Source organism: Streptomyces sp. NPDC048331 (assembly GCF_043201215.1).
Taxonomy (GTDB): domain Bacteria; phylum Actinomycetota; class Actinomycetes; order Streptomycetales; family Streptomycetaceae; genus Streptomyces.
In genome coordinates, this window is sequence record NZ_JBICYT010000003.1 from 23,950 (window position 1) to 48,745 (window position 24,796).

The following is a 24,796-nucleotide window of genomic DNA, read 5'->3' on the forward strand; positions in this document are numbered from 1 at the left end:
GGCCGCCGACGGTGGCGAAGCCCCGGCCGGCGCCGCAGCGTCCGTACGACATGTCCGCCCTGTGCGAGGCGGCCAAGGGCACGGTGCATCCGTCCATCGTGGCCCTCTGCCGCTGAAGGCGTCCTGGTCCGCCGTACGTCCGCCGTACGGGTTCGGGCATGTCCGGGCAGGCCGCGGAGATACCCTCGGAGCCGCGGAACGGACGACACGGGGAGCCAGGAGCATGTACGACGCGGGGCCGTCGGCGGTGGACGCCGTGCGGGCGCTGAAGGAGCTGGCGCGGGAACAGCCGGACGACCTGGAGCTGTTCGAGGGGTTCACGGACGCGGAGTTGGACGGCTGGGCCGTCTCGGTGCCCGAGGAGGTACGGGGCGTACTGCGGGAGATCGGCGGCCTGGGGACCGAGGACCACGAGTACCGCTTCGGGCCGCGCGGCCGAGAGGTGTTCGCGGACGGATGCTGGACCCTGGGCGAGACGGACTTCGGTGAGGGCGCGCTGATCGTGGGGGTCGGGGCCACCGGCTGGGGGCCGGTGGTGGCCGTCAACCCCTGGGGAGCCGACCCTGAAGTCACCGTCGAGGCTCCGGACTTCAGCGCATGGCTCGCCGGGTTCACCGAACGGCTCGCGGACGGGGTCGCGGACCGACCGAGGGGCACGTTCTCCGTATCGGCCACCTCCACCGTGGCGCTCGCCGAGGGAGGTGAGGCAGGTGCGGGAGACGAAGGGGCCGCAGGGGCAGCAGGGGCCGATCACGAACTCGCCGCCCTCGTCGGCCGCGGCGACCCGCTCACCGATCTTGTCGACCTGCACGACCTTCCGGGCTACCCGTGCGCGGTGGACTGGGAGCCGTACTTCTCCACCTGCCACAACACCGCCGACACCGGAAGCAGCGAGGTCCAGTTCGAGATCGTCGGCGAGGGCCGGGCCCTCCTGCTGCGCAGTGTGGTCAGCGGGGACTTCCTCGGCCGGGCCGTGCGCCGCCACCGCGTGCCCGCCGATGCCGCCCGGCGCGCGGTGGCCGAGCTGCGGGAACTGGCCTCCGCTCACCCCGACTTCGTCGTGCTCGACGCGGGCTGCGCCGACTCCGTCATCGACGGCTGGTCGGTCCCGGTCCCCGAGGAGGTCCGGACCGTGCTCCGGGAGATCGGCGGGGTGACGATCGCGGGACTTCCGGCACTGCGCCTGCGGCCCGGGGCGCCCGAGCACGCGGTGGACCCCGAACTGCACCGCATGCTCGGCGGCGACGGTTCGTACTGGCCGCTCGCGCGGATCGCCCACGGACGGAGCCACGCGCTCGCCCAGATCCGCATCGATCCGGAGACCGGCCGGTGGGGGTACGTCGTATCCGTGCCCGGCGACGGCGAGAGCCTGCGCGCCTACCCGGAATTGGCCCTGCTCGCCGAATCCCTGGCGGATCTGCTGCTGACCTTCGCGCGGCTGGCCCGGCGGGCCGCCGCGGGCGCGGACTTCGCCGCGCGGATGGCCCGGGACACCCGATGGTTGTTCCCCAACACCGGTGAGCCGTGGCCACGCCCCGCCCCGGTCGGCGAATGGGCCGGTTCGACGGACCCGCTGCTGGCGGCGGCCACCGAGCTGCCGGCGGGGACGCATGCGGCGGACCTGCGGGCCGTGCCGATCCCGAGCGACCTGTGCTTCTACCGGGCGGCCGGCTGGCCGTACGCGGCCCGGCTGGAGCGGCTGCACTTCGCGGCCGCCGGCCGGCTGGCCGCCGCGGTACCGGTGCCCACGCCCGTGCCCCCCGTGGGCTGACGGCTCCGCGGCCGGGGACCGGTTCATCCGACCGGCCCGGCCCGGCTGCCCGGGGGTGGCGGGCGCATTCGCTTGGATGGGCCGGGCGGGGACCGACCGGCGCCCCGTCCAGCCCTCACCTCCAGGGAGCCGCCATGATGAAGATCGCCCTCTTCGGCGCGACCGGCGCCGTCGGAACCCGGGTACTGCGCGAAGCGCTCCGGCGCGGCCACGAGGTCACGGCCGTCGTCCGCGATCCGGCGCGGCTCCCGGACTCCGGGAGCGGCACCGGGGCCGGGGCGCTCGTGGTGGTGCGCGGCGATGTCCTCGATCCGGCGTCCGTGGCCGCGACGGTGGCCGGGCACGATGTGGTGGTCAGCGCCTTCGGACCCGGCCGCGGGGACCCGGCCGCCCTCGTGACCGCCGCGAAGGCGCTGATCGGCGGGGTGCGGTCGCTCGGTGCCGACGCGCCCGCGCCGCGGGTGGTCGTGGTCGGCGGGGCGGGGTCCCTGCGTACCTCCGGAGGGGCGGCGGTCTGGGACGAGGCCGGTGTTCCGGCGCCTGTCCTGGCCCTGATGCACGCCCACGGGGACGCCTTGGACTTCCTGCGGACCGTGCCCGTGGAGCAGGTGCGGTGGACCTGTCTGAGCCCGGCCGCGCGGATCGAGCCGGGCGAGCGGACGGGCACGTACCGGCTGGGGCTCGACGATCTGGTGGTCGACGAGGAGGGCCGGAGCCGGATCTCGACGGAGGACTTCGCCGTCGCCCTGGTCGACGAGGTCGAGCGTGACGCGCACGCGGGCCGGCGGTTCACCGTCGCCCACTGAGCGGCCCGGCAGGCGTGCGCCGGCCCTGAGGCGACGTGCGGGAGACGGGGAACGGGGCTTATTGGGTGGAGTGGGCCGGTCGGGTTACCTACAGTGACCGGGCACCCGATGTCGAGCAGGAGCGGATCATGCGCATCCACTATCCCCGTACGCCGCACCTGCCCTGGTCCCCCGGGGTGGCGTCGGACGACGTCCGGGTCGTCGGGTCGGCCGGCCTGGTCGGGCGCGAGGTGGTGGTCACGGAGAAGCTCGACGGTGAGAACACCACCCTGTACGCGGACGGCCTGCACGCGCGCTCGCTCGACTCGGCGCACCACCCCTCGCGGGCGTGGGTCAAGGGCCTCCAGGGTCGGATCGGCCCCGGGATCCCGGCCGGGTGGCGGGTGTGTGGGGAGAACCTCTACGCCCGGCACTCGATCCCGTACGAGGACCTGGACAGCTGGTTCTACGGATTCTCGGTGTGGGACGGGGAGCACTGCCTCGACTGGGACCGGACCGTACGGTTCCTGAGCGGCCTCGGCGTGCCCACCCCGCGCGTGCTGTGGCGGGGCACCTTCGACGAGCGCGCGCTGCGCCGGCTGAAGCTCGACACGGCGCGCCAGGAGGGGTACGTCGTCCGGACGGTGGCCGGCTTCGCGCGCGAGGACTTCGGGCGGTGCGTGGCGAAGTGGGTGCGGGGCGGCCATGTGCAGACGAGTACGCACTGGATGTTCGCGCAGGTCGTGCCGAACGGGCTCGGTCCGACGGCCCCGTTGTGGGCCGTGCGCTCGGGGGCCGAGGTCGATCTGCCGGGCCTGTCCGCCGCCCTCGGGCCGAGGGCGGCCACTGCCCCGGACCCCACCGACTCCACCTTCGCCGCCGACGCGGAGGAGGTCGCCGAGGCCGTGGCCCGGATCGACGCGGCGGGGCGGACCGGGGAGGGCCGGCTGGCCGGTGTCCTCGCCGCCGCGCTCCACCGCGAGCCGCGGGCCCGGATCGCGGCGCGGCTCGCGGCCGGCCCGGTCGGGATGGGCCTCGCGCGGCGGGTCTGCGACCTGGTGGGGCTGTACCCGTACCTGCGGCGGCCGTTCCCGGACCAGGACCGGCGGGCCGGCCTGGTCCGGATGGCCGCGGCGGCCGATCTCGGCGTGTTGCACGCGCTCGCCGGGGCGCTGGCGGACGGGCCGGCGGCGCGGGAGTGCGTGGAGTGGTCCGCACTGTGCGCCGAGGAGGCGGGGCTGCTCGGCCCGGATCCGCTGGAGGCGCTGCGTGGCGGGCTGCGCGAGGCGCTCGCCGGGCTGGACTCCGGGGCCGCGGACCGCTGCTGGGCGGAGGCCCGGCGGGCGTTCGGGCAGGGCCGGATCTCGGGATCCGCGGTGGAGGAGGCCGTGGCGGCGACCTGGCAATGGCGCGAGGGAACGTTTCCCCGGCTGATCCAGCTGTGCGGGCCCTCGGGCAGCGGGAAGAGCACCTTCGGCCGCGAACTGCCCGGCGTGGACACGTACATCGGTCTGGACGAACTGCGCACGGCCAGGGGTTCCCGGGCGGACCAGGGGGCCAACGCCGCGGTGTTGAGCGAGGGGCTGGACCGGCTCGACGCGGCGCTCGCCCGCGGCGGGACGGTGGTGTGGGACGCCACCTCGCTCACCGACCAGCAGCGCGGCCTGGCCGGCTCGGTCGCCCGGCGCCGCGACGCGCTGGTCACCCACGCCGTGGTGCTGGTGGAGGAGGCGGAGCTGGTGCGGCGCAACGGTGTGCGCCCGCATCCGGTGCCGCCGCAGGTACTGACCTCGCAGGTGCGCCGGTTCCACCCGCCGTACGCCGGTCAGGCGCACCGTACGTGGTACATCGGCGCCGCCGGGGTCGTCGAGGACACGGCCGGTGGCCTCGCGGCCGGGCTCGCGGGCACCGAACGGCAGCAGGGGCGGGGACAGGGACAGTCGCAAGGCCGGGGGGCGTACTGATGCGTACCAGCGAGGAGCTCTACCACCAGGTCCGTTGGGACTCCCGGTTCGATCCGGCGCGGTTCGTGCTCGGGCTGCTCCAGCGCGGGGCCGCGCCGAAGCGGGTCCCGCTGCCCTCCTTCGTGCCCGGCGGCGACATCCCCTGGCACCGGGTGCTGTTCGTCGAGGCGGACGGTGAGCTGGTGTGGGACCGGGCCACGGGCGTCGACCGGATCGACGTCACCACGGCGGGCCGGGTCCGCGATCCGCGCCTGCTGCGGGCCCCGTTCTTCACCGCGCGGACCCCGCACGCGTGGGACCCGGCGGGCGGCGGCACCTGGCGGCCCGCCGGGCCGGCGCCCGGGGGCGGGGACGGGACGGCCACCGGACCCTCCTCGGTGCGGCTGCTGACCTGGAACACGCTCTGGGACCGGTACGACGCCCCGCGCATCGCCACCGCCCGGCGCCGGCCGCTGCTGCTGGCCGATCTCGCGGCCGCCGATGCCGATGTCATCGCGCTGCAGGAGGTCGAGCCCGAGTTGCTCGGGATGCTGCTGGCGGCGCCGTGGGTGCGGGCCTCGTACACCCTCGGTACGGATCCGGGCGGCCGGGACGTCGCCGAGTGCGGGCTGCTGGTGCTCAGCCGGCTGCCGGTGCGGGAGGCGGGGATGCACCTGCTGCGCCCGCACAAGGCCGTCACCGCCGTCACGGTGGACACCGCGGCTGGTCCCCTGGTCGTCGCGAACACCCATCTGACCAGCGACCACAGCGAGAACGGGCACGTGCGGCGGGAAGCCGAACTCGCCCGGCTCGCGGAGGGGCTCGGCGGCATCGACACCGGCGTGGCGCTGCTGGGCGACTTCAACGACGGCCGGCACGGCGCCGAGGGACCCGCCGCCGCGCTCGGCATGCGGGACGCCTGGAGCGACGTGCACGGGACGGCGGACGCCACCCCGACCTTCGACCCGGTGGCCAATCCGCTGGCCGCGGTGGGCTCCCTGTCGGGCCGGTCGGCCCGGTTGGACCGGGTCCTGCTGCGGTCCACTGTGGCCCGGGTGACGCGGGCCGGGCTGCGCGGCGACTCCCCCGCCCCGGATGGGCTGTTCATCTCCGACCACTTCGGTGTGGAGACGACGGTGGAGTTCGGGGAACGGGGCGGCCTGCCCGTGCGTCTCGACGTACCGGCGACGGCGCGGACGGCGGTGGCGTGGCTGCCGCCGGCCTTGCCGCAGGAGGTACGGGAGCTGCGGCGCACGCTGGATCCGGCGGCCGGACGCTGGCCCGAGCACGTGAACCTGCTCTTCGGTTTCGTACCGGAGTCCTCCTTCGCCGAGGCGCTGCCGCTGCTGGCGGAGGTGGCCGCCACGACCGGGCCGTTCTCCGCCCGGCTGGAGGGTGTGCACAGCTTCGGGCACCGTGAGGACGCCACCGTCTGGCTGGATCCGGCGGCGGCCGGTGAGGCGCCCTGGCAGGAGCTCCGGCGCGCGCTCGCGGAGCGGTTCCCGGGCTGCCGGGGGCGTACGGGGGACCAAGGCGGCTACACCCCGCATCTGACGCTGGGGCGCAGCCAGGACCCGCAGCGGGCGGTCGCGGCCTTCGCGGCGCGCCTGGGCGGCCCGGTGGCGGCGCGGGTCGGGGAGTTGGCCGTGCTCTCGCGGCGCGGGGACGGGCCGATGCGGGTCCGGGCGACGGTGGCGCTGGGCACGGGCGAGGTGCGCTGGGAGCCGGAGACCGTGGAGCGGTCCGCGCCGGAACCCCGGGACGGGGCCGCCGAGTCGGTGACCGCGCGGGTCCGGGCCGCCCTCGGCGACGGGCTGGTGCATCCGGCCGGGTCGCGCCGTATGGGCTGCGCGCTGCCGGAGGCCGATCTGGACCTGGTGGCGGCGCTGCCGGGCCCGGCCGATGTGGCACTCGTACGGGACCGGGTGGCGGCGGCGCTGCCCGAGGCGGGGCGGCTGCGCGAGGTGACGGGGGCGCGGGTGCCGGGGCTGCGGTTCCGCGTGGACGGGCTGTCGGTGGATCTGGTCACGGTGGCCACCGGCGGGCTGGATCCGGCGCACGCGGTGGCTCGGCGGGCGGAGCTGGGCGAGGCGGCCGCGCTCGCGCTGAGCGCGGTCAGCGACGCCGATGCGGTACGGGAACGGGTGGGCGCGGACCGGCACGCCGCGTTCGCCGGGCTGGCGCGGCGGGTGAAGGCGTGGGCCCGGGCCCGGGGGCTCGACTCGGCCCCCTTCGGCGGACTGCCCGGGCTGGCCTGGGCGGTTCTCGCGGCGCGTACGGTGCGGGAGGTCGAGGATGCCGGCGCGCTGCCGCCCGAAGCCCTGCTGCGCGAGTTCTTCGGCAGGTGGGCCGCCTGGGACTGGCGCGAGCCGGTGTCGCTGTCGACGGCGGGCCCGGAAGTGGAGGCGGGGGTCGGCGAGCCGGATGCCGCCGAGGGTGGGCCGGATGCGATCACCGTCCTCACCCCCTCGGAGCCGGTGCGCAGTTGCACGACCCAGGTCGGGTCCGGTCTGCGGGACCTGTTGGTCCAGGAGTTGTACGCGGCCTGGGAGCTGCTGGAGTCCGGTTCCGTGGACGACGCGTGGGTCCCGGGGCCGCCTCCGCTGCACCGTCGGCACGCCGCCTGGGCGGTGGTGACCGTACGGACGACCTCCGAGGGGGAGTTCGAGGCGACCCTGGGCCGGGTGCGCGGACGGCTGCGGTCGCTCCTCGGCTCGCTGGAGCGGGCCGGTGTCACCGACGCGCACGCCTGGCCCCGCCCCTTCGAGTCGGGCCCGACCCTGGCCCGCTACGCGATCGGCCTCGGTGCCACTCCCCCGGACGCGACGCGCCTGGCCGCCCTGGCCGGCCCCTGGCGGACCGGACTGCCGGGGGTCGAGGTCGCCCGGGTGGCCGGCGGCGAGGTGCCGGACCTGGCCTGAGGGGGCGGGCCGGGGACCACGGGCGACGGTGCGTGGGTCAGATCTCGATGATGATCTTCCCTGCGGTGTGCCCGCCCTGGCTCAGCTCGAAGGCGGCCGCCAACTCGCCCAGCGGGAAGGTCTTGGCGATCGGCACCTTCAGCTGCCCGCCGTCGGCGAGTCGGCCCAGTTCGGCCAGATCGTCGCCGATCGGGCGGACCCACATCCACTCGCCGCCGGCCCCGAGCACGCTGGGGTCGGCGATGGAGGCGTGTCGTCCGTCGTCGTGGAGGACCTCCCGGGTGACGGCGCCGACGCCGCCGACGAAGTCGGCGACGACCGTGGGGCCGTCGGGAACGAGGGCCCGTACGCGGGCGGCGAGTCCGTCCCCGTACTCGACGGGTTCGGCCCCGAGCTCCCGGACCCGGTCGTGGTTGCGCGGGGAGGCGGTGCCGATGACCCGGGCGCCGAGGGCGCGGGCGATCTGCACGCCGAAGGAGCCGACACCGCCCGCGGCGCCGTGGATGAGGACGGTGTCGTCCTTGCCGGTGCCGAGGCGGGTCAGCAGTTGGTAGGCGGTGAGCCCGGCGAGCGGGAGCCCGGCGGCCTCGGCCCAGTCGAGCGAGGCGGGCTTGTGCGCGAGGGCGCGTACGGGCACGGTGACGAACTCGGCGAAGGTCCCGCCGTGCACGTAGTCCTTGCGGGCGTACGCGATGACCTCGTCGCCCTCGGCGTATTCGGGGGTGTCGATGCCGACCCGCTCGACGGTGCCGGACACGTCCCAGCCGGGCACCACCGGGTAGACGACGTCCATCAAGGGGTCGAGCCCGCCCGACATGATCTTCCAGTCGACGGGGTTGACGCCCGCGCACCTGACCCGGACGAGGACCTCACCGGGTCCGACCTTGGGCATCGGCAGCCGGGTCTCGGAGAGCACCTCCGTCCCGCCGTACGTCTCGTACGCCATTGCCCGCATGGTTTCCTGGCTGCTCCGGCCCGACTGGGACATGTACCCGACCTCTCCGTGTGCTGGTGGACCCGCCCCCCGGTTCATCCCACCATGCACGAAGCGCCCGCCCCACGAGGTGGAGCGGGCGCGGCGCGGCGCGGCGTCGCACGGCGTCTCGCGGCGTCGCACCGCGCCGAACGGCACGAGGCGGAAGGATCACTCGTACTCGGTGCCGCCCTTGCGGGTCAGGTAGGCCGGGCTGACCGCCTTGGCGATGGCCCGGCCGCCCACGACCGGGCTGTACCGTTCCGCCGACGGCCGGATGACGACGCCCTCGCGCAGGTGCACGGCCTTCCCGGAGACGGTCTCGCGGCCGCTCGCCAGTTCCAGCACCTTGTCGAGGTCGTACGGGCCCTCGTACAGCCGTGGGACGAGCGGAAGCTCACCGTCCGCCAGGACGTCGACCGGATCCAGCCAGCGCGTCCGGCCGTCGATCTCGGCGGACACGTCGAAGACGGCGTATCCGGGCGGCGCGTCGGCGGTGCGTACGTCGGTCCCGTACGAGAGGTCCTGGACTCCCTTGCCGTACACCTCACCGAAGATCCCGACCCTGGTCGCGCCGAGACGGTCGGCCAGGGCCGCGGCGACGGCCGGAACCGCGTGGCCGTGGACGGCCCGCCAGTAGAGGTTGCGCTCGTCCTCCTTGAGCGCCAGCCCCTTCGAGCCGAAGCCCTTGGAGGACACGTAGGACCGCTCGCCCTCGACCACGTACGTGAACAGGCAGGCGGTGCCGTGCAGCTTCTCGGTGAGGACCACCGGCTCGCCGGACTCGAAGATGTGCGGGTAGCGCTGGAGGTTCTCGATGTCGACCCACGGCATCAGATCGGCGGCGGCCTCGACGTCGCCGCTCATGGTCGTGGGTATGGGCGGGGCCCATTTGGTGATCCCGAGCAGCTCCGCGAAGTCCGTTTCCTCCTTGGCGGCCTGGGCCAGGTCGACGTCGGCGAGCGCGCGCGGCCTGCACACCAGTCCTTGCGAGAGTTCGCCGCGGAGCCGGACCGCCTTGACCCGGTCGGCGGAGCCGCCGGCGAGTCGTCCGGTGAGACCGAGCTCCTCGATCAGGTCCGCGGGCAGCACGGCCTGTTCGGGGATGTAGATCGCGAACTCGCCCGTGCGGTAGGCACCCTTGGCGATGACGGCGCGGTAGAGGCCCACCTGGGCCAGTTCCAACGCGTCGGCGTTCGGGTGCTCATGGACGGTCAGTTCCTCGGCGGTCACGCGCAAGGTCGACATGGTGCGGCTCCAACGGTGGTCAGGGACACGGACGACGCCCGGTGGTGCGGCGCGTCGGTGAGGACCACTCTGCTTCGGGCCATTTGCGCTGGTCCAGCGAATATCACGGTGTTAGCCTGCCCGCCCCCGCCCGCCCCGAGTTCCGCGACCCACAACCCACGTTCCACCACCACGTTCCGCAACCCACGCTCCAGGTCCCATGTTCCTTGTCCCGTAGGAGGCTCCCATGTCAGCTCGTCCGGTCACCGTCGTCACCGGCGGCAGCAGAGGCATCGGCGCGGCGACCTGTCTGCGGCTGGCCGCGCACGGACATGATCTGGCGATCGGTTACACCCGTGACGCGGCGGCGGCCGAGGCCGTCGCCGAGGGCGTGCGGGCCGCCGGGTCCCGTTGTGTGACCGTGCGCGGTGACGTGTCCGAGGAGTGCGCCGTCGAGCGGCTCTTCGACATCGCCGGCGCCGAACTGGGCAGGGTGACGGGGCTGGTGAACAATGCCGGGGTGACCGGCCCGCTGGGCCGGCTCGCCGATGCCCGCACCGAGGACCTGCGGCGGGTGCTGGAGGTGAACCTCCTCGGGTACCTACTGTGCTGCCGGCGGGCCGCCCGGGACATGGCCGAGGCCGACGGTGGGGCGATCGTGAACGTCTCCTCCACGGCCGCCACCCTCGGCAGCCCCGGGGAGTACGTGCACTACGCGGCGACCAAGGCGGCCACCGACGCGCTCACCGTGGGGCTCGCCAAGGAGCTCGGTCCGGACGGGATCCGGGTCAACGCCGTGGCACCGGGCGTCATCGAGACCGATATGCACGCGGCGATGGGCGATCCCGACCGGCCGGCGAAGGCGGCGGCCGGTATCCCGCTCGGCCGGCCCGGCCGGCCCGACGAGATCGCAGGGGCGATCGCCTGGCTGCTCTCCCCGGACGCCTCGTACACCACGGGCACGGTGCTACGGGTCTCCGGCGGTCGCTGATCGCGGCGGCCGGTCAGCCCATCGCCGCCTGGGTGGCCGGGCCGTAGACGCCCGGAGCGTCGCCCTTGATGGAGCGGTCGCGCTGCAGTTGACCGACACCCCGCTTGGTCTGGCTGTCGTAGACCCCGGTGACGGAGACGTACGTGAACCCCTGCCCGTGGAGCAGCTCCTGCAAGGCGCGCACCTCGGGTCCGGTGTCCCCCATCCGCAGGGTCCCGGAGGAACTCGGCGGACGGGACGCCGAAGCGCTGGGCGAGGACGGCGGCTTCGGGCCCTGGCTCGCGGACGCACCGGGCACACGGGAGGGGGTGGGCGAGGTGGAGGCGGCGGGGGACGGTACGGACGCGGTCGGACCGGGTGCGTCGGCCTCGGCGCCGGAGTCGGCGCTGCGCCCCCGAAGCATCGGTACGGACAGCTCGGCCGGAGCCCCCGCCCGGGGCGGTTGCGGATCGGGACCGCCCAGCAGGAACACCAGGGCGGCCACCGCGGCGAGCGCCGTCAGGGCGAGGGCGGCGAGCGGAAGCCGTTGGCGCCGGCCGCGCCGGTCGCGACGACCGTGGACGACAGCCGGGCGGGGAACCGAGCCGGAATCGGGAACGGTCGCCGGGACGCCCGTGGGAGCGGCTACCGGGACCTCGGATTCCTGAACGCTTGCCGGGCCCGGGAAGGCGAGGGGGCCGGTCTGCGGCCAGGTGGGCGCGGTCGACCGGGGCGGTGGGCCCGAGGGGGCGACGTACGGGCGTACGAGCAGGTGGTCTTCGGGGACGATCCCGCTGTCATCAGGGTCCTGGCGCATGGTGGTCTCCCGGCGGGGACGGGGGCCGACGCGGCGGTGCGGTGCCGGCCCCCACCCGGTCGGTCAGGATCCGCCCCGCCGGGCGGTGGCAGCCGGGGCCGCGCCGGCGGCGTGGGCGCCGGGCAGCCCGAGCGCGCCCTGCGGGCCGTGTGCCGGAGAACCGCCGATTTCGGCCGGGTCGATCGACGGGCGAACGGGTCTGGACATCTGACGTATCTCCGAGGTGCGGCTCACGCGGTGGTTCTCGATCGGCGCACTCTTGCCCCGATGCGGGGGCCGGGTCAAGCCCGGTGTCCGATCCGCCCCTGTCCATCCGATCTGTCGGGCGTGCGGCGGATCGCGGTGACCCACACGGTGGTGGCGGCCGCGAGCATCAGGGTGGCCCCGCCGAGCGGGGCGGCGGGTTCGGAGAGGTTGTCCACCGCGAGACCGCCGCACAGTGCGCCGGCCGCTATGGCGAAGTTGAACATGGCCACCATCAGCGAGGACGCGGCCTCGGGCGCCTCCGGGGCCGCCTTGATCATCCAACCTTGCACGCTCACCGAGACCCCTCCGTAGGCGAGGCCCCAGGCCAGCAGCAGCACGGTGCCGACGGCCGGTCCCGGCAGGACGGCGATCAGCGCGAGGACGACGGTGAGGGAGGAGCTGACCACGAGCAGGGTCCGGTACGCGTCGCGCGGCCCGGCCAGGAAGTTCCCCGCGACGCCGGCCACTCCGTAGCCGAGCAGCAGGGTGCTGATGTACTCGGCGTCGACTCCGGAGACCTCCTGCAGGATCGGACGCACGAAGGTGTAGGCGGCGAACTGCCCGGTCACCACGAGGAAGGTCACGACGACCCCGGCCCGCACGGCACGGTTCTCCCGGAGCAGGGCGGGGAGTTCGGGGAAGGTGATGTGCCGGGTCGCCGGCAGCGGGGGCAACAGGACGAGCAGGGCGGTCAGGGTGACGAGGCCGAGGCCGCCGACGGCGGCGAAGGCGGCGCGCCAGCCGCCGAGTTCACCGAGCAGGGTTCCGGCGGGGACGCCGAGCACGGAGGCGGTGGGGACGCCGCCGAAGACGAGCGCGGTGGCGCGGCCCACGTGTCGCTCGGGGACCAGGCGTACGGCGAGTCCGCCGGCGATGGCCCAGAATCCGCCGACGCTGACGCCCACGAGCAGGCGGGCGGCCAGTACGACGGCGAAGTTCGGGGCCAGGGCGGCGGCGAGGTTGGCGGCGACCATCAGGGCGATGAGCACGCACAGCACGAGGCGCCGATCGAGGCGGCCGGCGCCGACGGTGACCAGCGGCGCGCAGAATCCGGCGACCAGCCCGGGCGCGGTGACCATCAGACCGGCGGTGCCGTCGGAGACGCCGAGGGCGGCCCCGACGGGGGTGAGCAGCCCGACGGGCAGCAGCTCGGAGGTGATCAGGCAGAAGATGCCGAGCGAGACGGCACAGACGGCCGCCCAGCCCTTCCACGGAGCGGCACCACCGCTCCGCGGTGCGGGTCGGGCCACCGGCGGGGAGACGGACCCGGGACGGGACGCGGGAGCGGACAGGGGGGCGGACTCGGGAGCGGACAGGGGGGCGGAGTCCGGCCCGGACGCGGGAGCGGAGTCCGGCCCGGAGGGCTCCGGGGACGGCGCGGGATTGTTGCCGGGCGCGGCAGCTGAGGTCATGGATCGGGGCTCCGTAGGGACGATCGGCGGACAGGACACGGCACGGGGAGCCGGGGGTCGCGCCTCCCCCTTCACCCGCACTGCCGTTCCAATTTCCCACACGCCCCGGCCTTCCCACCGGGCCGGTGTCACCCGCACGCGTGAGAGGGGAACCGGGCCGGCCCGGCCGTACGGCAAGGTGGTCGGATGCAGTTACGCCGGGCCGTGCCCCTCTCCCTCGTCATGCTCCTCGCGAGCACCGGCTGTGTCTCCGTCGGGCCGCAGGATCCGGCGTCGGCTCCCGTACGGGGATCCGTACCGCCGGCCGAGGCTCCCGTGGTCCCGGCGCCCCTGGCCCTGCCGCTGGGGGCGCTGCCCGAGGCCGACACGCCCGCGCCGGACCCCGCCCAGGGCCCGGACGCGGAACGCGGGGCGGCCCCGAGGTCGGCCCCGAGGTCGGCCCCGGAGCGCGAGCCTTCGCGCGAGCGGGCCCCGAAGGCGGCTTCGCCGCCCCGTCGCAAGCGGGTACCCGGAGCCACGACGGCCCATCCGCGGCGCCGGCCGGCCCCGCCGCCGCGGATGGACCAGCTGTGCGCGGCGGCGGACGGCACGGTGCCGCCGTCCATCGTCGACCTGTGTCTGCGGCAGTACGGCCGCTGACCACAGACCACCGACCACCGACCACCGACCACCGACCAGCGCGCCTTTCGCCGATGCGACGCTTGACCCTCCCCCTGTGTCAGACCTTGTAGTGGAGAGCGTCATGTTCACCATCGGAGACTTCGCCAAGCACGGCCGGGTGTCGGTCCGCATGCTGCGTCACTACGACGCCCTCGGACTGCTACGCCCGGCACGTGTCGACCCCTTCACCGGCTACCGCTTCTACGAGGCCGGGCAGCTCGCCCGCCTCAACCGGGTCATCGCGCTCAAGGAACTCGGCTTCTCCCTGGACCAGGTGGGGTCGATCCTCAACGAGCGGGTGGGCGCGGAGGAGCTGCGCGGCATGCTGCGGCTGCGGCAGGCCGAGCTGGAGGCCGCCATGGCCGCCGCGGCGGCCCGGCTGGTCCAGGTCGAGGCGAGGCTCCGGACCATCGAGAGAGAAGGATCCATGCCTGCCGACGAGATCGTCGTGAAGAGCCTTCCGCCCGTCCGGCTCGCCGAGCTGACCGGTTCGGCCGGGAGTTACGAGCCGCAGGACATCGGCCCGGTCATCGGGCCCCTGTACGACGAGCTGTGCCGCCGGATCGAGGCCGCCGGGGTCGTGCCGACGGGGCCGGGGACCGCGTACTACGAGGACGTGCCCGGCCCGGGGTCCTCGTCGGCCGTCCTCGTGCACGCCGGACTGCCGGTGGCGGCCTCGGTCCGCGCCGAGGACCTCGGGGGCGAGGTACGGATCGTCACGCTGCCGGCGGTGGAGCGGGCCGCGACCGTGGTGCACCGCGGCTCGATGGACGGGGTCCTGCCGACGTCACAGGCCCTGGCGCGGTGGATCGACGCGCACGGCCACCGCTCGGCCGGCTACGCCCGCGAGCTGACCCTGGCCTGCCCGGAGGACCCCGATCAGTGGGTCACCGAACTCCAGGAGCCGCTGGCCGCCAGTTCCTGACCCCTGCCGCTCAGGGGCGGCGGCCGCACGCGCGGGCACACCGCCGGGCCGTGTCGCGCCGGGCCGTACGCAGCCTGCGCACGGTGGTGTGGCCGCGCCGCTTCCACTCGCCCCGGGGCAGCGCGGCCCGCTGGCCGCCGCCCGCGATCAGGGCGTTGACCGGGGTCATCGGGTCGGTGGCCATCGCCTTGGCGAACAGGACGCCGACCACGAGCGGGACCAGCGCCACGGCCAGGGCCGAGCCGGCGGTGGTCATGTGCTGCATGCGCGGGCGGGCGGTGGTCGCAACGCTCGGGGCCTCGGAAGTCATGTCCCCATTCCAGCAGCGGAGTGGGCCCCGGGAATCGGGGTGGATACTCAGGCCGTTGGGCGTGAAGTACTCAGACGGACGGGACGGGGGTGGGTGATGGCGGTACCCGGGCAAGGTTTCGAGCCCGCGACCGGCGACGGCCCTGCGGCCGCGTCCGGCGGGCGTCAGGCGGAACTGCGCACCGCGTACGAGGGGCTGCTGCAGATCCGCCGCCTGGTGAACGGTCCGGCGGGGGCGACGGTTCCCGCGCCGTGGGAGGTACGGCAGCTGCCGCGCGCGGTGGCCCTCGCCCTGGAGGCGGCGGGGATCGCGGCGTCGGCGGTGGACGAGGAGGGGCGGCGTACGCGGACGGGCTACCGCGTGGCGGCCGGAGCGGAGCCCGGGCGGGCGGAGGTGACCTGGCTGGGCCCGGCCGGTGGCGGCGCGGCCGGTGAGGATCAGGAGCGGCTGACGGCCTGCGCCGCGGTGCTGGAGGGGCTGGGCTGGGTTTGCCTGCTGTACCGGGGCCCGCGGCGGCGCCGCTTCCTGGAGGTGGAGCCCCCAGGCCTCGGACGTCAGGCGTAGCGTCCGGCCAGCGTGGTCACCGTCTCGGCGAGGGCGCGCCGCAGTTCGGGCGGGCCGAGCACCTCCGCCTCCGTACCCAGACGCAGCAGGTCGCCGACGGCGACGGCCTGGGACTCCACGGCGATGCGCAGCCGGACCCAACCGTCCGCGTCGGCCGGGTCCGCTTCGGCGAGCGCCCGGGTGCCCGCCGCCCCGAACTGCATCGGCAGCAGCAGCTGCCCGCGCGGGGACAGGCGTAGTTCGGCGGTCTGCTGGTGCAGGGCGGCGTCCAGGCGGGTGGTGGACTCCTGCCAGTACGCGGCCAGTTCGAATCCGGGAGGCCGTTCGAAGCGCTGCGTCGTGGTGTCCACGGTCAGGAACCGGGAGACCCGGTAGGTCCGTACGGCGCCGTCGACATCGGCGACGAGGTACCAGATGCCGCCCTTGAGGACGAGGCCGAGCGGACACAGGTCGCGCCGTACCTCGCCGCGCCAACGGCGGTAGTGGGTACGGAGGACGTGCTGGTCCCACACGGCCTGGGCGATCTGCGCGAGGTGCGGGACGAAATCGGCCTCCCGGAACCAGGCGGGCGCGTCGAGGTGGAAGCGGTCCTGGATCCGGCGGGCCCGTTCGGCGAGTGCGGCCGGCAGTGCCGCCTGGAGTTTGAGCTGGGCGGCGGCCAGATCGGCGCCGAGGCCGAGCTCCTGTGCGGGTCCGGGGGCGCCGGCCAGGAAGAGGGAGCCGGCCTGGGCGTCGGTGAGGCCGGTGAGGCGGGTGCGGTAGCCGTCGGCCAGCCGGTAGCCCCCGGCCGGGCCGCGGTCGGCGAGGACGGGGACGCCCGATGCCCCGAGGGCGTCGATGTCGCGGTGGATGGTGCGCACCGACACCTCCAGCTCGGCGGCGAGTTCGGGGGCGGTCATCCGGCCACGGTTCTGCAGGAGCAGGAGCAGGGAGAGAAGCCGGTCGGCGCGCATGGCGTCATTGTCCCCCGTTCCTGACAGAAGGTGTCAGGTATGGCTGCCAGCCTGGAAGCACGCCGGGCGGAGAGACCGTCCGGCCGGCCGAGAGGACCATCATGCCCACGCCCGTAGAGACCGGTGGCCGCTTCACCTTCGCCGACTGGCAGGAGAGCCCCGTCGGCGCCGCGGACGCCGTCCCGCGGCTCGCTCACGCCCATGTCACCAACGCCTTCAGCGGCGGGATCGCGGCCGCCGGGACGGCCTGCGACTACACGATCGCCTACACCGGGGAGAACGTCGGCTCCTACAGCGGGATGGAGTTGGTCGCCGGCAGCCTCGACGGCCGCAAGGGCAGCTTCGTCCTGGAGGAGCGCGGCACCTTCGACGCCGCCGGCACCGTCTGCCGCTTCGAGGTGGTCCCCGGCTCCGGCACCGGGGACCTGGCGGGACTGACGGGCTCCGGAGGTTTCACCTACCGCCACGGCGACACCTCCGTGGCGTACACCTTCACCTACGAGGTGCCGAGCTGACGTGCGGGCGGCCACACCTCGAGGTCACGGTGTGGCCGCCGCCCCCGAACGTGTGGGTGACCGGGGGCACTTACCAGCTCTCGTAGGTGCCCCCGACGCTCGGGGCGGCGTCGACGCCTGTACAGGCTTTACCGGAAAAACTGTTGAATCTGGTCCTAATGTCCGGAAATCCTCGGCCAATTTGGCGATCTGGGGACTGATGTTTCATCATCATGACTGTACGTCAGCTTTTGGCGTGCCATCGAGGGAGGCGGGGGCGCCGGGGGTCCCCCGTTCACACCGGATCGATGCCGCAGGCGAGTCACCACGCTCGCCGTGGCCGCCGTGGATCCCGTCCCCGTTCCTGTTCCCGTCACCCAGGCAAAGGCTCATGTCCGCCCAGCAGCTCTCGGACCTCATACGTTTCGCCCGCCACAACTCGCCCTACTACCGGGACCTCTACGCGTCCCTGCCACCGCACGTCGACCGCCTCGCCGACCTTCCGGTGGTCGACCAGCAGGACTTCTGGGCGGCCAACACCCTCCAGGACAGCCGTGTGTTGACCGGGCCGCTCAGCGAGGCGACCGTCTACAAGACCGGTGGCACCACCGGGTCCCCCAAGTTCTCCGTCTACACCCGCGACGAGTGGCGTACGTTCGTCACCGCCTTCGGGCAGGGGCTCGTGGACACCGGCCTGCGCCCGGGGCACCGCGTCGCCGACCTCTTCTACGCCGGGGAGCTGTACGCCAGCTTCCTCTTCGTCCTCGACTCGCTCGCCCACGCCCCCGTGGACAACGTCCGCCTGCCCATCGGCGGCGGCGCGCCACTGGAATCGACGATCCCCACGCTGCGCGATCTCGCCGCCCAGGTGCTGACCGGCACGCCCACCACCCTGTGCCGGCTCGCCGAGCAGGTCGTCTCCTCCGGTGTGCGACTCGACGCCGTGGAGTTGCTCCTCTTCGGCGGAGAGGCCCTCTTCGACGACCAACGACGCCTGCTGGCGGCCGCCTTCCCCGGCGCCGAGGTCCGCTCCGTCGGCTATGCCAGCGTCGACGCGGGCCTGCTCGGCCGCCCGGTGTCCGGCCCCGACGCCCGGGTGCACCGGCCCTTCTCCCCGTACGCGGTCGTCGAGATCCTCGACGACGCCACCGATGAGCCCATCACCGAACCGGGGCGGCCCGGCCGGGTCGTCGTCACCAGCCTCTTCCGCCGGCTGATGCCGATCATCCGCTACCCCGCTGGCGACCGGGCCGAGTGGACCGGCACCGGTCCCGGCCACTTCAGGATCCTCGGGCGCGCCGAGGAGGGCGTGCGGGTGGGCCCCGTCTCCCTCTACACCCAGGACGCCCAGGATGCCGTGGCCACCGCCGACACCGCGGGGGACGTGGTCGGCATGCAGCTCGTCGTCCGCCGCTGGGACGGCCGTGACGGGCTCGTCCTGCGCCTGGCGACGGCCCCCGGTGACGAGGCCCGCGGCCGACTCGCCGACGGTCGTGCGGCGCTGGCCGAGGCCGTCGTCACGGAGCTGGAGGCCGTACGGCCGCTGTATCCGGACAGCGTGCGCGCCGGGTTCGTGCACCCGCTGTCCGTGGAGTGGGCGCGCCACCGTGACCTCGCCGTCAACCCGCGTACGGGCAAGCTCGTCCGCGTCCTCGACGAGAGGCCGACCGCATGAGCACCGCACCCGCACCCGTGGCCGACCCGGCCGAGACGCCGCCGGACGCACCGACCGGAACCTACCGCCGGCGCGCTCCGTTGGTCCTGCGCAACCGCGCCTTCGGCGCCGTGTGGCTCGGCCAGGTCCTCACCCAGGCCGCCGTCCGCATGTTCCAGGTCGGCGTGTCCTGGTGGATCGTCGCCTATGCCGTGCCCGAGGCCCGCGGGCTGGCCTCGGGGCTGTTCATGGCCGTCTGCACCCTGCCCGCCGTGGCGCTGGCGCCCGTCGTGGCCGCGGTCGTCGCCCGGTGCGCGCACCGCTCGGTGCTGCGGACCGCCGCCGCCGTGGCCGGGGCCGCCTCGGCCGCCCTCGCGGTGTGGGCGCACGGCGGCGGCCTACCGCTGACCACCGTGTACGCCGCCGGTCTCGCGCTGGCCACCTGTCAGGCGTTCTTCGACCCGTGTCTGACCACCTCGGTCCCCGAACTCGTCGACGACGCCGACATCGAGACGGCCACCGGCTTCGAGCTGTCCACCCAGTCCTTGGCGGGCCTGGTGGGGGCGCTGCTCGGCGCCCTGACCGTCGACCTGGCGGGCGTGGCCGGACTGGCCGCCGGCTGCGCGGCCGCCTACCTCGGCGCCGCCCTGCTCGTCGCGAGCGCCCGGTTCCGTACCGTCCCGACGGACGGCGCGGACGGCGCGGACGGCCCGGACGGCGTGGTGGCCGCGCCCCGGCGGCGCCCGCTGCGCCGCATCCTGGCCGAACTGCCCTCCGTACGACGGATCCTGATCTGCTTCACCGCGGCGAACCTGTTCACCGCCGCCGTGTTCGTCGTCATCCCCCTCTACACCCGGTCGGTCCTCCTCGGTGGAGGCGGCACCGTGGCCCTGCTGGAGGCCTCCCTGGGCACGGGTGCGCTCGTCGGCGCCTTCACCGGCACCCGCGTGCCGGGACGGCCCACGGTCGCCGGCGCCTGGTGCCTGGGACTGATGGCCCTCGCCCTGGCGCTGCCCGGGCTGTTCGCGCAGCGACCGGTCGTCGCGGGCTGCCTGGCCGTGGCCGGCTGGTGTGCCGGGGCCGTCAGCGTCCGTTTCGTCGCGCTCTTCCAGCGGATGGTACCGACGGCGGACAAGCCCGGCTTCTTCGCCGTGATGCAGGCCGTGCTGGGCGCCTCCCTGCCCGTGGCGTCCCTGGTGTTCGGCTCCGCCGGTGACTTCCTGTCCCCGCAGACGCTCTGCCTCGCGCAGGGCATCGGTCTGCTCCCCGCGGCCTGCGCACTGGCCCTGCTCGGGTCCGGTACGCCGCCCGAGGCGGCCCCGGCGGAATCCGCGGGAGGAGAGCGATGAGCCCCGTGATCGCTCCGGCCGTCCGCGCGGACATCGCCGAACTGCGCCAGCTCTACTACGCCGTCTACGGTCCGCACTATCCCGTGGCGCTGGGCACCGACCCGGCCGAGATGGCCCGGCTCATCGCGGACCCGCACTCCCTGTGGCTCGTCACCCGATGCGCCGACACGGGGGCGCTGACCGCGTCCGCCGTCATCCGCGGCGAGGCGGGCAGCCGCACCGGCCGGCTGGAGGGCATCGCCGTGCACCCCGAGCACCGCTCGGCGGGCCTGGCCGCCGCCCTGACCGAGGCCCTCTGCGCCGGCATGCTGGACACCGGCCGGCTGGACTCGGTGTACGCGACCGTGCGCACCGTCAGCGCCGGTCCGCAGCGCGTCGTCGCCCGCAACGGCTTCCGCCCGCTGGGCATCCTGCCCAACGCGGTCGATCTCAGCACCCGTGAAAGCCTCGCGCTCTACGCGCGTCACGCGGCCGGAGTGCTCGACCGACGGCTCCCCGTCACCGAAGTACCGGCCCCGCTGATGCCGTTGCTGCGCACCTCCGAGTCCGCGCTCGGCATCGAGTACCCCGGGGTCAGGGCCACCGACCGCCCGCTCCCGGCGCCCGCGCCGCACGCGGCCGTCGAACGCCTGGAGGTGATCGAGGCGCCGGCCTTCGTCCGTCGCCGCTTCCGCGAGCGGTTCCCCTGCGCCGAGGGCTGGTTCTACCCGCTGCACACCCCGAACGTGCTGCTCACCCCCGAGGACGGCCGGTTCGAGGTCTACGCCTACCTCAACCGTGCCGGCGGCTACGGATCCCTGCTGACGGCCCATCCCGACCCGGCCGCGGCCGCCGCCCACCTCGAACCCGTCACCCGGGCCCTGGCCCGCGCGGGGGCCGGCTACGTCGAGGCCCTGGTGCCGCTCGCGCACCACGACGCCCTGTCGGCGTTCCTCGCCCAGGGGTTCATCGCCGGGGCCCTCTACCCGGCCATGCGCGCGGACGGCGACGGCTTCCACGACTACGCCGTCCTGTCCCGTTCCGGTGAGCGCATCGACTTCCGCGGCGTCGCCGTCGAACCGCCCCTCCAGCCGTACCTGGACTGCTACGTGTCGGCCTGGGCGTCGACACACCTGCCCACTTCATCCGAGGTTGCCTCATGAACCCCCATCTCGCGCCGGTCGCCGTACCCGACCCGGCCCTGCTGCCCCACGTACAGGAGCTGTGCGACCTGACCGACCCGTACGCCTTCGGCCCCGAGCAGGACGCGCTGTTCGCCGCGGCCATGGCGGAGACCAACGCCTGGCACACCGAGCGCTCCGCGTTCTTCCGTTCCCTGTACGAGGCCACTGCGCCGGCCGAGCCGTACCGTACGCCGCTCGTCCACGCGAACTTCTTCAAGCGGCACGAGGTGCTGTCGATCCCCCGCGAGGACGTCGACCTGCACCTGACCTCCTCCGGCACCACCGGCCAGAAGTCGCAGATGTTCTTCGACCGGTGGACCATCCGCTCCGCCCAGCGCATGGTCGCCCGGATCTTCGAGCGCAACGGGTGGATCACCCCCGACCAGGAGGTCAACTACCTCCTCTACAGCTACGAGCCGGCCCCCTCGCTGAACCTCGGGACCGCCTTCACCGACAACTACCTGTGCGATTTCGCCCCCGCGCGCAGCGTCGCGTACGCGCTGCGCAACACCGGCGGCGAGCACGAGTTCGACCCGTTCGGTTGCATCGCCGCGCTGCGCCGCTTCGAGCGGGAGGACGCCCCGGTCCGCATCCTCGGCTTCCCGGCCTTCCTCTTCTTCACCCTGGAGCGGATGCGGGCCATGGGGCTGCCGCCGCTGCGCCTGCCCGAGGGTTCCCTCGTCGTCCTCGGCGGTGGCTGGAAGGGCCATTCCGACCGGCGCGTCGAGAAGGAGGAGCTGTACTCCCGGGTCACCGAGCAGCTCGGGATTCCGGGTGACCGGATCCGGGACACCTTCGGGTCGGTCGAGCACTGCATCCCGTACATCGAGTGCGACCACCACCGGCTGCACGCGCCCGTCTGGTCACGGGTGACGATCCGCTCCACCCGCACGCTCGAACCCCTGTCGTACGGGGAGCGGGGCTACCTGCACCTGGTGTCGCCGTACATCACCTCGGTGCCGGCACAGAGCGTGGTCATGGGCGACCTCGCCTCCCTCCGGCCGGGCGAGGCCTGTGCCTGCGAGCTCCCGACCCCGTGGTTCACCGTCCACGGCCGTGCCGGGGTGAGCCGCAACCGTAGCTGCGCGGTGGCCGCGGCGGAACTGATGAAGGGAATGGCGTGACCGTGAGCGTGCACCACCACTACTGGCAGGGCGAGTTCATCGACGACGAGGAGGCCGGCCGCCGCCTCGCCGAGCTGCCGGCCGCCGTCGAGGCCGCGCTGGCCGAGGGGCTGGAGACCGAAACCGTCCTGGCCGCGTGCGACGCCCTCGGCGCCGCCCTGTGCGACCCCGACCACCCGGTGCGCGCGCGGCTCGCCGCGCACCTGCCCGAGGGCGAGGACCCGGCCGTCCTGGCCGAGCTGGGCGGCCTCCTCCGCCGGCGGGAGCTGACCCGCAAGCTGCGCCGGGAGCTCGGCAGCGCGACGCCCGGCCGGCTGAACCGGGCGGATCCGCGCGAGACGGTCTACGAGGCCTGGGCGCCCGTCGGCCTGGTCGCCCACATCGCACCGGGCAACGCGGCGACGGTCGCGCCGCTGAGCATCGTCGAAGGGCTGCTCGCCGGCAACGTCAACGTGCTCAAGACCAGTGGGGACGACACCCTCCTGACCCAGCATCTGATGGCCGAGCTCGCGGCCCAGGACGCCGGCGGCGCACTCGCCGCGCGGATCGTCGTCCTGCGCTTCCCCTCCTCCCGCCAGGAGTGGCTGGGCCTGATGTGCGCGCCGGCGGACGCCGTCGCCGTATGGGGCGGGGAAGCAGCGGTCGAAGGGGTGGCCGCCCATGTGCCGGCCGGCTGCCGACTGGTGGAGTGGGGGCACCGGATCTCCTTCGCCTACCTGACGGCCGACGCCTGGTCGGACGCCGGGACGCTCGACGCCTTGGCGGACGACGTCTGCCTGTACGAGCAGGAGGCGTGCTCCAGCCCCCAGGTGGTCTACCTCGACACCGAGGACGAGGACGAGCTCTTCGGTTTCGCCGAGCGGTTCGCCGCGGTCCTCGCCACCCGGCCCCCGGCCGCGGCCGGCGCTCCGGCGGGCGAGCCGGACCCGGCGGAGGCGGCCGAGCTGACCACCACCGAGCTGATGGCCCGGCTGGAGGAGCACCTGGGCCTGACCCGGGTGTTCGCCGCCGCCGACGGCTCGTGGCGGGTCATGGCCGACACCCGGTCCCCGCTGACCGCCTCGCCGCTGCACCGCAGCGTGTGGGTCAAGCCGCTGCCCCGCAAGCGGCTGATCGCCACCCTGCGGCCGATGCGCCGCTACCTGCAGACGGCGGGCATCGCGGGCGGCGCCACGGACGTCGCCGAGCTGTCCCGAACCGCGCTGGCCGCGGGCGTCACCCGGGTCACACCGGTCGGCGCCATGCAGGCGAGCTACGCGGGTGAGCCGCACGACGGCGTCTACGCCCTGCAGCGCTACAGCCGGCGCGTCGCGGTCCAGGCCGATCCGGCCGGCTTCGCCACCACCGCCTGCCTGGACGACCTGGTCCGGCCTGTGCTGCTGCCGCGTCCCACGGGCCCGCTGCTGGGCAAGGAGGACGTGCAGGAGCCGGCCCGTCGGCTGCCGCGTGCCGACGCCGAGCTGTACTTCCGCAGCGGCGGCAGCACCGGCGCGCCGGCGCTGTCGGTCTTCAGCTACGACGACTACGACACGCAGATGCACGCCGCCGCCCGGGGCCTGCTGGCCGCCGGCTACGACCCGGCCGCGGACCGGACCGCCAACCTGTTCTACTGCGGCTCCATGTACGGCAGCTTCATCAGCTTCTTCTCCGTGCTGGAACGGCTCGGCGGGGTGCAGTTGCCGCTGTCGGCGGGCCCCGACCACCGGGCCACGGCGCAGGCGCTGATCGACCACGGGGCCGACACCCTCTTCGGCATGCCGTCCTACCTGTGGCAGCTGCTGCACGCGGAGGCGGACGCGCTGCGGGCATACGGCGGCCTGCGCAAGGTGTTCTACGGAGGCGAGCACTTCACCGAGGAGCAGCAGCGCACCCTGAGGGACACCTTCGGCATCGAGGTGGTCCGCTCGATCACCTACGGCAGCACCGACCTCGGCCCGCTGGGCTACCAGTGCGCCGAGAGTTCCGGCGGCGTCCATCACCTGCACGCCGACCTGCACACGATGGAGATCCTCGACCTGACCGAGGACCGCCCGGTGGTCCCGGGCGAGACGGGTCGGCTGGTGTTCACCACACACGCCCGGCGCGGCCAGCGGCTGGGCCGGTACGTGATCGGTGACCTGGGCCGGGAGATCCCGGGCCGCTGCCCGTGCGGCCGGCACGCGCCGCGCTTCGAGCTGCGGGGGCGCACCGGCGACGTGATGCGGGTGGCGACGTACTTCCTGAACCTGCGGCGTTTCGTGCTGCTGGCCGAGGAACAGGGCGGTCACCGGGGTGAGGTGCAGGTGCGGCTCGACTCCGCCGACGTACGCGAGCGGTTGACCGTACGGGTGGAGCGGACCGCGGCGACGGACCCGGAACAGCTGCGGGAGGTCTTCCTGGCCGGCTATCCGGAGCTGCGTTCGGCGGTCGACGAGCGGCTGCTGGAGCTGGTGGTCGAGGCGGTGGACGGCGCGTCGCTGGACCGCAGTGCGACCAGCGGCAAGCTCCTCGGCGTGGTGGACGCGCGCGGTTAGACGACGAAGGGGCGCGGGCCGG

At 74.4% G+C, this 24,796-nt stretch carries 21 protein-coding genes; 14 read left to right on the plus strand and 7 right to left on the minus strand.

Annotated elements, in window-relative coordinates; translation table 11 throughout:
• Positions 1 to 223 precede the first annotated feature (223 nt).
• The 4 genes from ACGFYY_RS06135 to ACGFYY_RS06150 all read left to right on the plus strand — a co-directional run bounded on the left by ACGFYY_RS06135 (position 224) and on the right by ACGFYY_RS06150 (position 7,420).
• A complete protein-coding gene (locus ACGFYY_RS06135) occupies positions 224 to 1,771 on the plus strand; it encodes a hypothetical protein (RefSeq protein WP_393707339.1) in 1,548 nt (515 codons plus the stop codon).
• Positions 1,772 to 1,905: 134 nt separating this feature from the next.
• The gene (locus ACGFYY_RS06140; RefSeq protein WP_393707340.1) at positions 1,906 to 2,577 is read left to right on the plus strand and encodes an NAD(P)-dependent oxidoreductase; all 672 of its coding nucleotides are present in this window, start codon (positions 1,906 to 1,908) and stop codon (positions 2,575 to 2,577) included.
• A 128-nt stretch (positions 2,578 to 2,705) separates the two neighbouring features.
• The gene (locus tag ACGFYY_RS06145) at positions 2,706 to 4,520 is read left to right on the plus strand and encodes an RNA ligase family protein (protein ID WP_393707341.1); all 1,815 of its coding nucleotides are present in this window, start codon (positions 2,706 to 2,708) and stop codon (positions 4,518 to 4,520) included.
• On the plus strand, positions 4,520 to 7,420 hold the full coding sequence (locus ACGFYY_RS06150; RefSeq protein WP_393707342.1) for a poly(A) polymerase: 2,901 nt from the start codon (positions 4,520 to 4,522) through the stop codon (positions 7,418 to 7,420). The genes ACGFYY_RS06145 and ACGFYY_RS06150 overlap by 1 nt, the downstream gene beginning before the upstream one ends.
• Positions 7,421 to 7,457: 37 nt before the next feature.
• On the opposite strand, the gene ACGFYY_RS06155 is transcribed toward ACGFYY_RS06150, so the two are convergent.
• Positions 7,458 to 8,375, minus strand: a complete 918-nt coding sequence (locus tag ACGFYY_RS06155; RefSeq protein WP_393707343.1) for an NADP-dependent oxidoreductase — start codon at positions 8,373 to 8,375, stop codon at positions 7,458 to 7,460.
• Between the two features lie 189 nt (positions 8,376 to 8,564).
• Positions 8,565 to 9,641, minus strand: a complete 1,077-nt coding sequence (locus ACGFYY_RS06160; RefSeq protein WP_393707344.1) for an RNA ligase (ATP) — start codon at positions 9,639 to 9,641, stop codon at positions 8,565 to 8,567.
• A 226-nt stretch (positions 9,642 to 9,867) separates the two neighbouring features.
• Here ACGFYY_RS06160 and ACGFYY_RS06165 point away from each other — a divergent pair, with 226 nt between their 5' ends.
• Entirely contained in the window at positions 9,868 to 10,611 is a 744-nt protein-coding gene (locus ACGFYY_RS06165; protein ID WP_393707345.1) for an SDR family NAD(P)-dependent oxidoreductase, read from the plus strand.
• Positions 10,612 to 10,624: 13 nt separating this feature from the next.
• On the opposite strand, the gene ACGFYY_RS06170 is transcribed toward ACGFYY_RS06165, so the two are convergent.
• The 3 genes from ACGFYY_RS06170 to ACGFYY_RS06180 form a co-directional block, all read right to left on the minus strand.
• The gene (locus ACGFYY_RS06170) at positions 10,625 to 11,407 is read right to left on the minus strand and encodes a peptidoglycan-binding protein (RefSeq protein WP_393707346.1); all 783 of its coding nucleotides are present in this window, start codon (positions 11,405 to 11,407) and stop codon (positions 10,625 to 10,627) included.
• 63 nt (positions 11,408 to 11,470) lie between these two features.
• Complete coding sequence (locus ACGFYY_RS06175) at positions 11,471 to 11,614, minus strand: hypothetical protein (protein WP_393707347.1); 144 nt, start codon at positions 11,612 to 11,614, stop codon at positions 11,471 to 11,473.
• A gap of 74 nt (positions 11,615 to 11,688) precedes the next feature.
• Positions 11,689 to 13,065, minus strand: coding sequence for an MFS transporter (locus ACGFYY_RS06180; protein WP_393707348.1), 1,377 nt, complete (start codon positions 13,063 to 13,065; stop codon positions 11,689 to 11,691).
• A 186-nt stretch (positions 13,066 to 13,251) separates the two neighbouring features.
• Here ACGFYY_RS06180 and ACGFYY_RS06185 point away from each other — a divergent pair, with 186 nt between their 5' ends.
• Positions 13,252 to 13,704 carry a hypothetical protein gene (locus ACGFYY_RS06185; RefSeq protein WP_393707349.1) on the plus strand — a complete coding sequence of 151 codons (453 nt, stop codon included), beginning with the start codon at positions 13,252 to 13,254 and terminating at the stop codon, positions 13,702 to 13,704.
• Between the two features lie 103 nt (positions 13,705 to 13,807).
• Positions 13,808 to 14,650 (plus strand): MerR family transcriptional regulator, encoded by an 843-nt coding sequence (locus ACGFYY_RS06190; protein WP_393707629.1) that lies wholly within the window; start codon positions 13,808 to 13,810, stop codon positions 14,648 to 14,650.
• Between the two features lie 10 nt (positions 14,651 to 14,660).
• Here the strand turns inward: ACGFYY_RS06190 and ACGFYY_RS06195 are convergent, their stop codons facing one another.
• On the minus strand, positions 14,661 to 14,960 hold the full coding sequence (locus ACGFYY_RS06195; protein ID WP_365272696.1) for a hypothetical protein: 300 nt from the start codon (positions 14,958 to 14,960) through the stop codon (positions 14,661 to 14,663).
• Positions 14,961 to 15,056: 96 nt separating this feature from the next.
• Between ACGFYY_RS06195 and ACGFYY_RS06200 the strand changes: the two genes are divergently transcribed.
• Complete coding sequence (locus ACGFYY_RS06200; RefSeq protein ID WP_393707350.1) at positions 15,057 to 15,524, plus strand: hypothetical protein; 468 nt, start codon at positions 15,057 to 15,059, stop codon at positions 15,522 to 15,524.
• On the opposite strand, the gene ACGFYY_RS06205 is transcribed toward ACGFYY_RS06200, so the two are convergent.
• Positions 15,515 to 16,477: a helix-turn-helix transcriptional regulator gene (locus tag ACGFYY_RS06205; protein WP_393707351.1), complete on the minus strand. Its 963-nt coding sequence runs from the start codon at positions 16,475 to 16,477 to the stop codon at positions 15,515 to 15,517. The genes ACGFYY_RS06200 and ACGFYY_RS06205 overlap by 10 nt on opposite strands.
• Before the next feature lie 101 nt (positions 16,478 to 16,578).
• Between ACGFYY_RS06205 and ACGFYY_RS06210 the strand changes: the two genes are divergently transcribed.
• The 6 genes from ACGFYY_RS06210 (at position 16,579) to ACGFYY_RS06235 (ending at position 24,774) form a co-directional block, all read left to right on the plus strand.
• Positions 16,579 to 16,992 (plus strand): DUF3224 domain-containing protein, encoded by a 414-nt coding sequence (locus tag ACGFYY_RS06210; RefSeq protein WP_393707352.1) that lies wholly within the window; start codon positions 16,579 to 16,581, stop codon positions 16,990 to 16,992.
• Positions 16,993 to 17,362: 370 nt separating this feature from the next.
• Positions 17,363 to 18,646, plus strand: a complete 1,284-nt coding sequence (locus tag ACGFYY_RS06215; RefSeq protein WP_393707353.1) for a phenylacetate--CoA ligase family protein — start codon at positions 17,363 to 17,365, stop codon at positions 18,644 to 18,646.
• Positions 18,643 to 19,974, plus strand: a complete 1,332-nt coding sequence (locus ACGFYY_RS06220) for an MFS transporter (RefSeq protein ID WP_393707354.1) — start codon at positions 18,643 to 18,645, stop codon at positions 19,972 to 19,974. Before ACGFYY_RS06215 ends, ACGFYY_RS06220 begins: the two co-directional genes overlap by 4 nt.
• Positions 19,971 to 21,116 (plus strand): GNAT family N-acetyltransferase, encoded by a 1,146-nt coding sequence (locus tag ACGFYY_RS06225; protein ID WP_393707355.1) that lies wholly within the window; start codon positions 19,971 to 19,973, stop codon positions 21,114 to 21,116. Before ACGFYY_RS06220 ends, ACGFYY_RS06225 begins: the two co-directional genes overlap by 4 nt.
• A complete protein-coding gene (locus ACGFYY_RS06230) occupies positions 21,113 to 22,261 on the plus strand; it encodes an acyl-protein synthase (RefSeq protein WP_393707356.1) in 1,149 nt (382 codons plus the stop codon). The genes ACGFYY_RS06225 and ACGFYY_RS06230 overlap by 4 nt, the downstream gene beginning before the upstream one ends.
• A complete protein-coding gene (locus ACGFYY_RS06235; protein WP_393707357.1) occupies positions 22,258 to 24,774 on the plus strand; it encodes an acyl-CoA reductase in 2,517 nt (838 codons plus the stop codon). Before ACGFYY_RS06230 ends, ACGFYY_RS06235 begins: the two co-directional genes overlap by 4 nt.
• The last annotated feature ends 22 nt before the right edge of the window (positions 24,775 to 24,796 follow it).

What these genes read in the sequence shown, in the direction of transcription:
- ACGFYY_RS06195 (WP_365272696.1), bottom strand. Translation starts at nt 14,960, where the DNA reads ATGACTTCCGAGGCCCCGAGCGTTGCGACCACCGCCCGCCCGCGCATG.
- ACGFYY_RS06175 (WP_393707347.1), bottom strand. Translation starts at nt 11,614, where the DNA reads ATGTCCAGACCCGTTCGCCCGTCGATCGACCCGGCCGAAATCGGCGGT.
- ACGFYY_RS06160 (WP_393707344.1), bottom strand. Translation starts at nt 9,641, where the DNA reads ATGTCGACCTTGCGCGTGACCGCCGAGGAACTGACCGTCCATGAGCAC.
- ACGFYY_RS06190 (WP_393707629.1), top strand. Translation starts at nt 13,808, where the DNA reads ATGTTCACCATCGGAGACTTCGCCAAGCACGGCCGGGTGTCGGTCCGC.
- ACGFYY_RS06155 (WP_393707343.1), bottom strand. Translation starts at nt 8,375, where the DNA reads ATGCGGGCAATGGCGTACGAGACGTACGGCGGGACGGAGGTGCTCTCC.
- ACGFYY_RS06170 (WP_393707346.1), bottom strand. Translation starts at nt 11,407, where the DNA reads ATGCGCCAGGACCCTGATGACAGCGGGATCGTCCCCGAAGACCACCTG.
- ACGFYY_RS06165 (WP_393707345.1), top strand. Translation starts at nt 9,868, where the DNA reads ATGTCAGCTCGTCCGGTCACCGTCGTCACCGGCGGCAGCAGAGGCATC.
- ACGFYY_RS06180 (WP_393707348.1), bottom strand. Translation starts at nt 13,065, where the DNA reads ATGACCTCAGCTGCCGCGCCCGGCAACAATCCCGCGCCGTCCCCGGAG.
- ACGFYY_RS06145 (WP_393707341.1), top strand. Translation starts at nt 2,706, where the DNA reads ATGCGCATCCACTATCCCCGTACGCCGCACCTGCCCTGGTCCCCCGGG.
- ACGFYY_RS06220 (WP_393707354.1), top strand. Translation starts at nt 18,643, where the DNA reads ATGAGCACCGCACCCGCACCCGTGGCCGACCCGGCCGAGACGCCGCCG.
- ACGFYY_RS06185 (WP_393707349.1), top strand. Translation starts at nt 13,252, where the DNA reads ATGCAGTTACGCCGGGCCGTGCCCCTCTCCCTCGTCATGCTCCTCGCG.
- ACGFYY_RS06225 (WP_393707355.1), top strand. Translation starts at nt 19,971, where the DNA reads ATGAGCCCCGTGATCGCTCCGGCCGTCCGCGCGGACATCGCCGAACTG.
- ACGFYY_RS06140 (WP_393707340.1), top strand. Translation starts at nt 1,906, where the DNA reads ATGATGAAGATCGCCCTCTTCGGCGCGACCGGCGCCGTCGGAACCCGG.
- ACGFYY_RS06215 (WP_393707353.1), top strand. Translation starts at nt 17,363, where the DNA reads ATGTCCGCCCAGCAGCTCTCGGACCTCATACGTTTCGCCCGCCACAAC.
- ACGFYY_RS06210 (WP_393707352.1), top strand. Translation starts at nt 16,579, where the DNA reads ATGCCCACGCCCGTAGAGACCGGTGGCCGCTTCACCTTCGCCGACTGG.
- ACGFYY_RS06150 (WP_393707342.1), top strand. Translation starts at nt 4,520, where the DNA reads ATGCGTACCAGCGAGGAGCTCTACCACCAGGTCCGTTGGGACTCCCGG.
- ACGFYY_RS06200 (WP_393707350.1), top strand. Translation starts at nt 15,057, where the DNA reads ATGGCGGTACCCGGGCAAGGTTTCGAGCCCGCGACCGGCGACGGCCCT.
- ACGFYY_RS06205 (WP_393707351.1), bottom strand. Translation starts at nt 16,477, where the DNA reads ATGCGCGCCGACCGGCTTCTCTCCCTGCTCCTGCTCCTGCAGAACCGT.
- ACGFYY_RS06230 (WP_393707356.1), top strand. Translation starts at nt 21,113, where the DNA reads ATGAACCCCCATCTCGCGCCGGTCGCCGTACCCGACCCGGCCCTGCTG.
- ACGFYY_RS06135 (WP_393707339.1), top strand. Translation starts at nt 224, where the DNA reads ATGTACGACGCGGGGCCGTCGGCGGTGGACGCCGTGCGGGCGCTGAAG.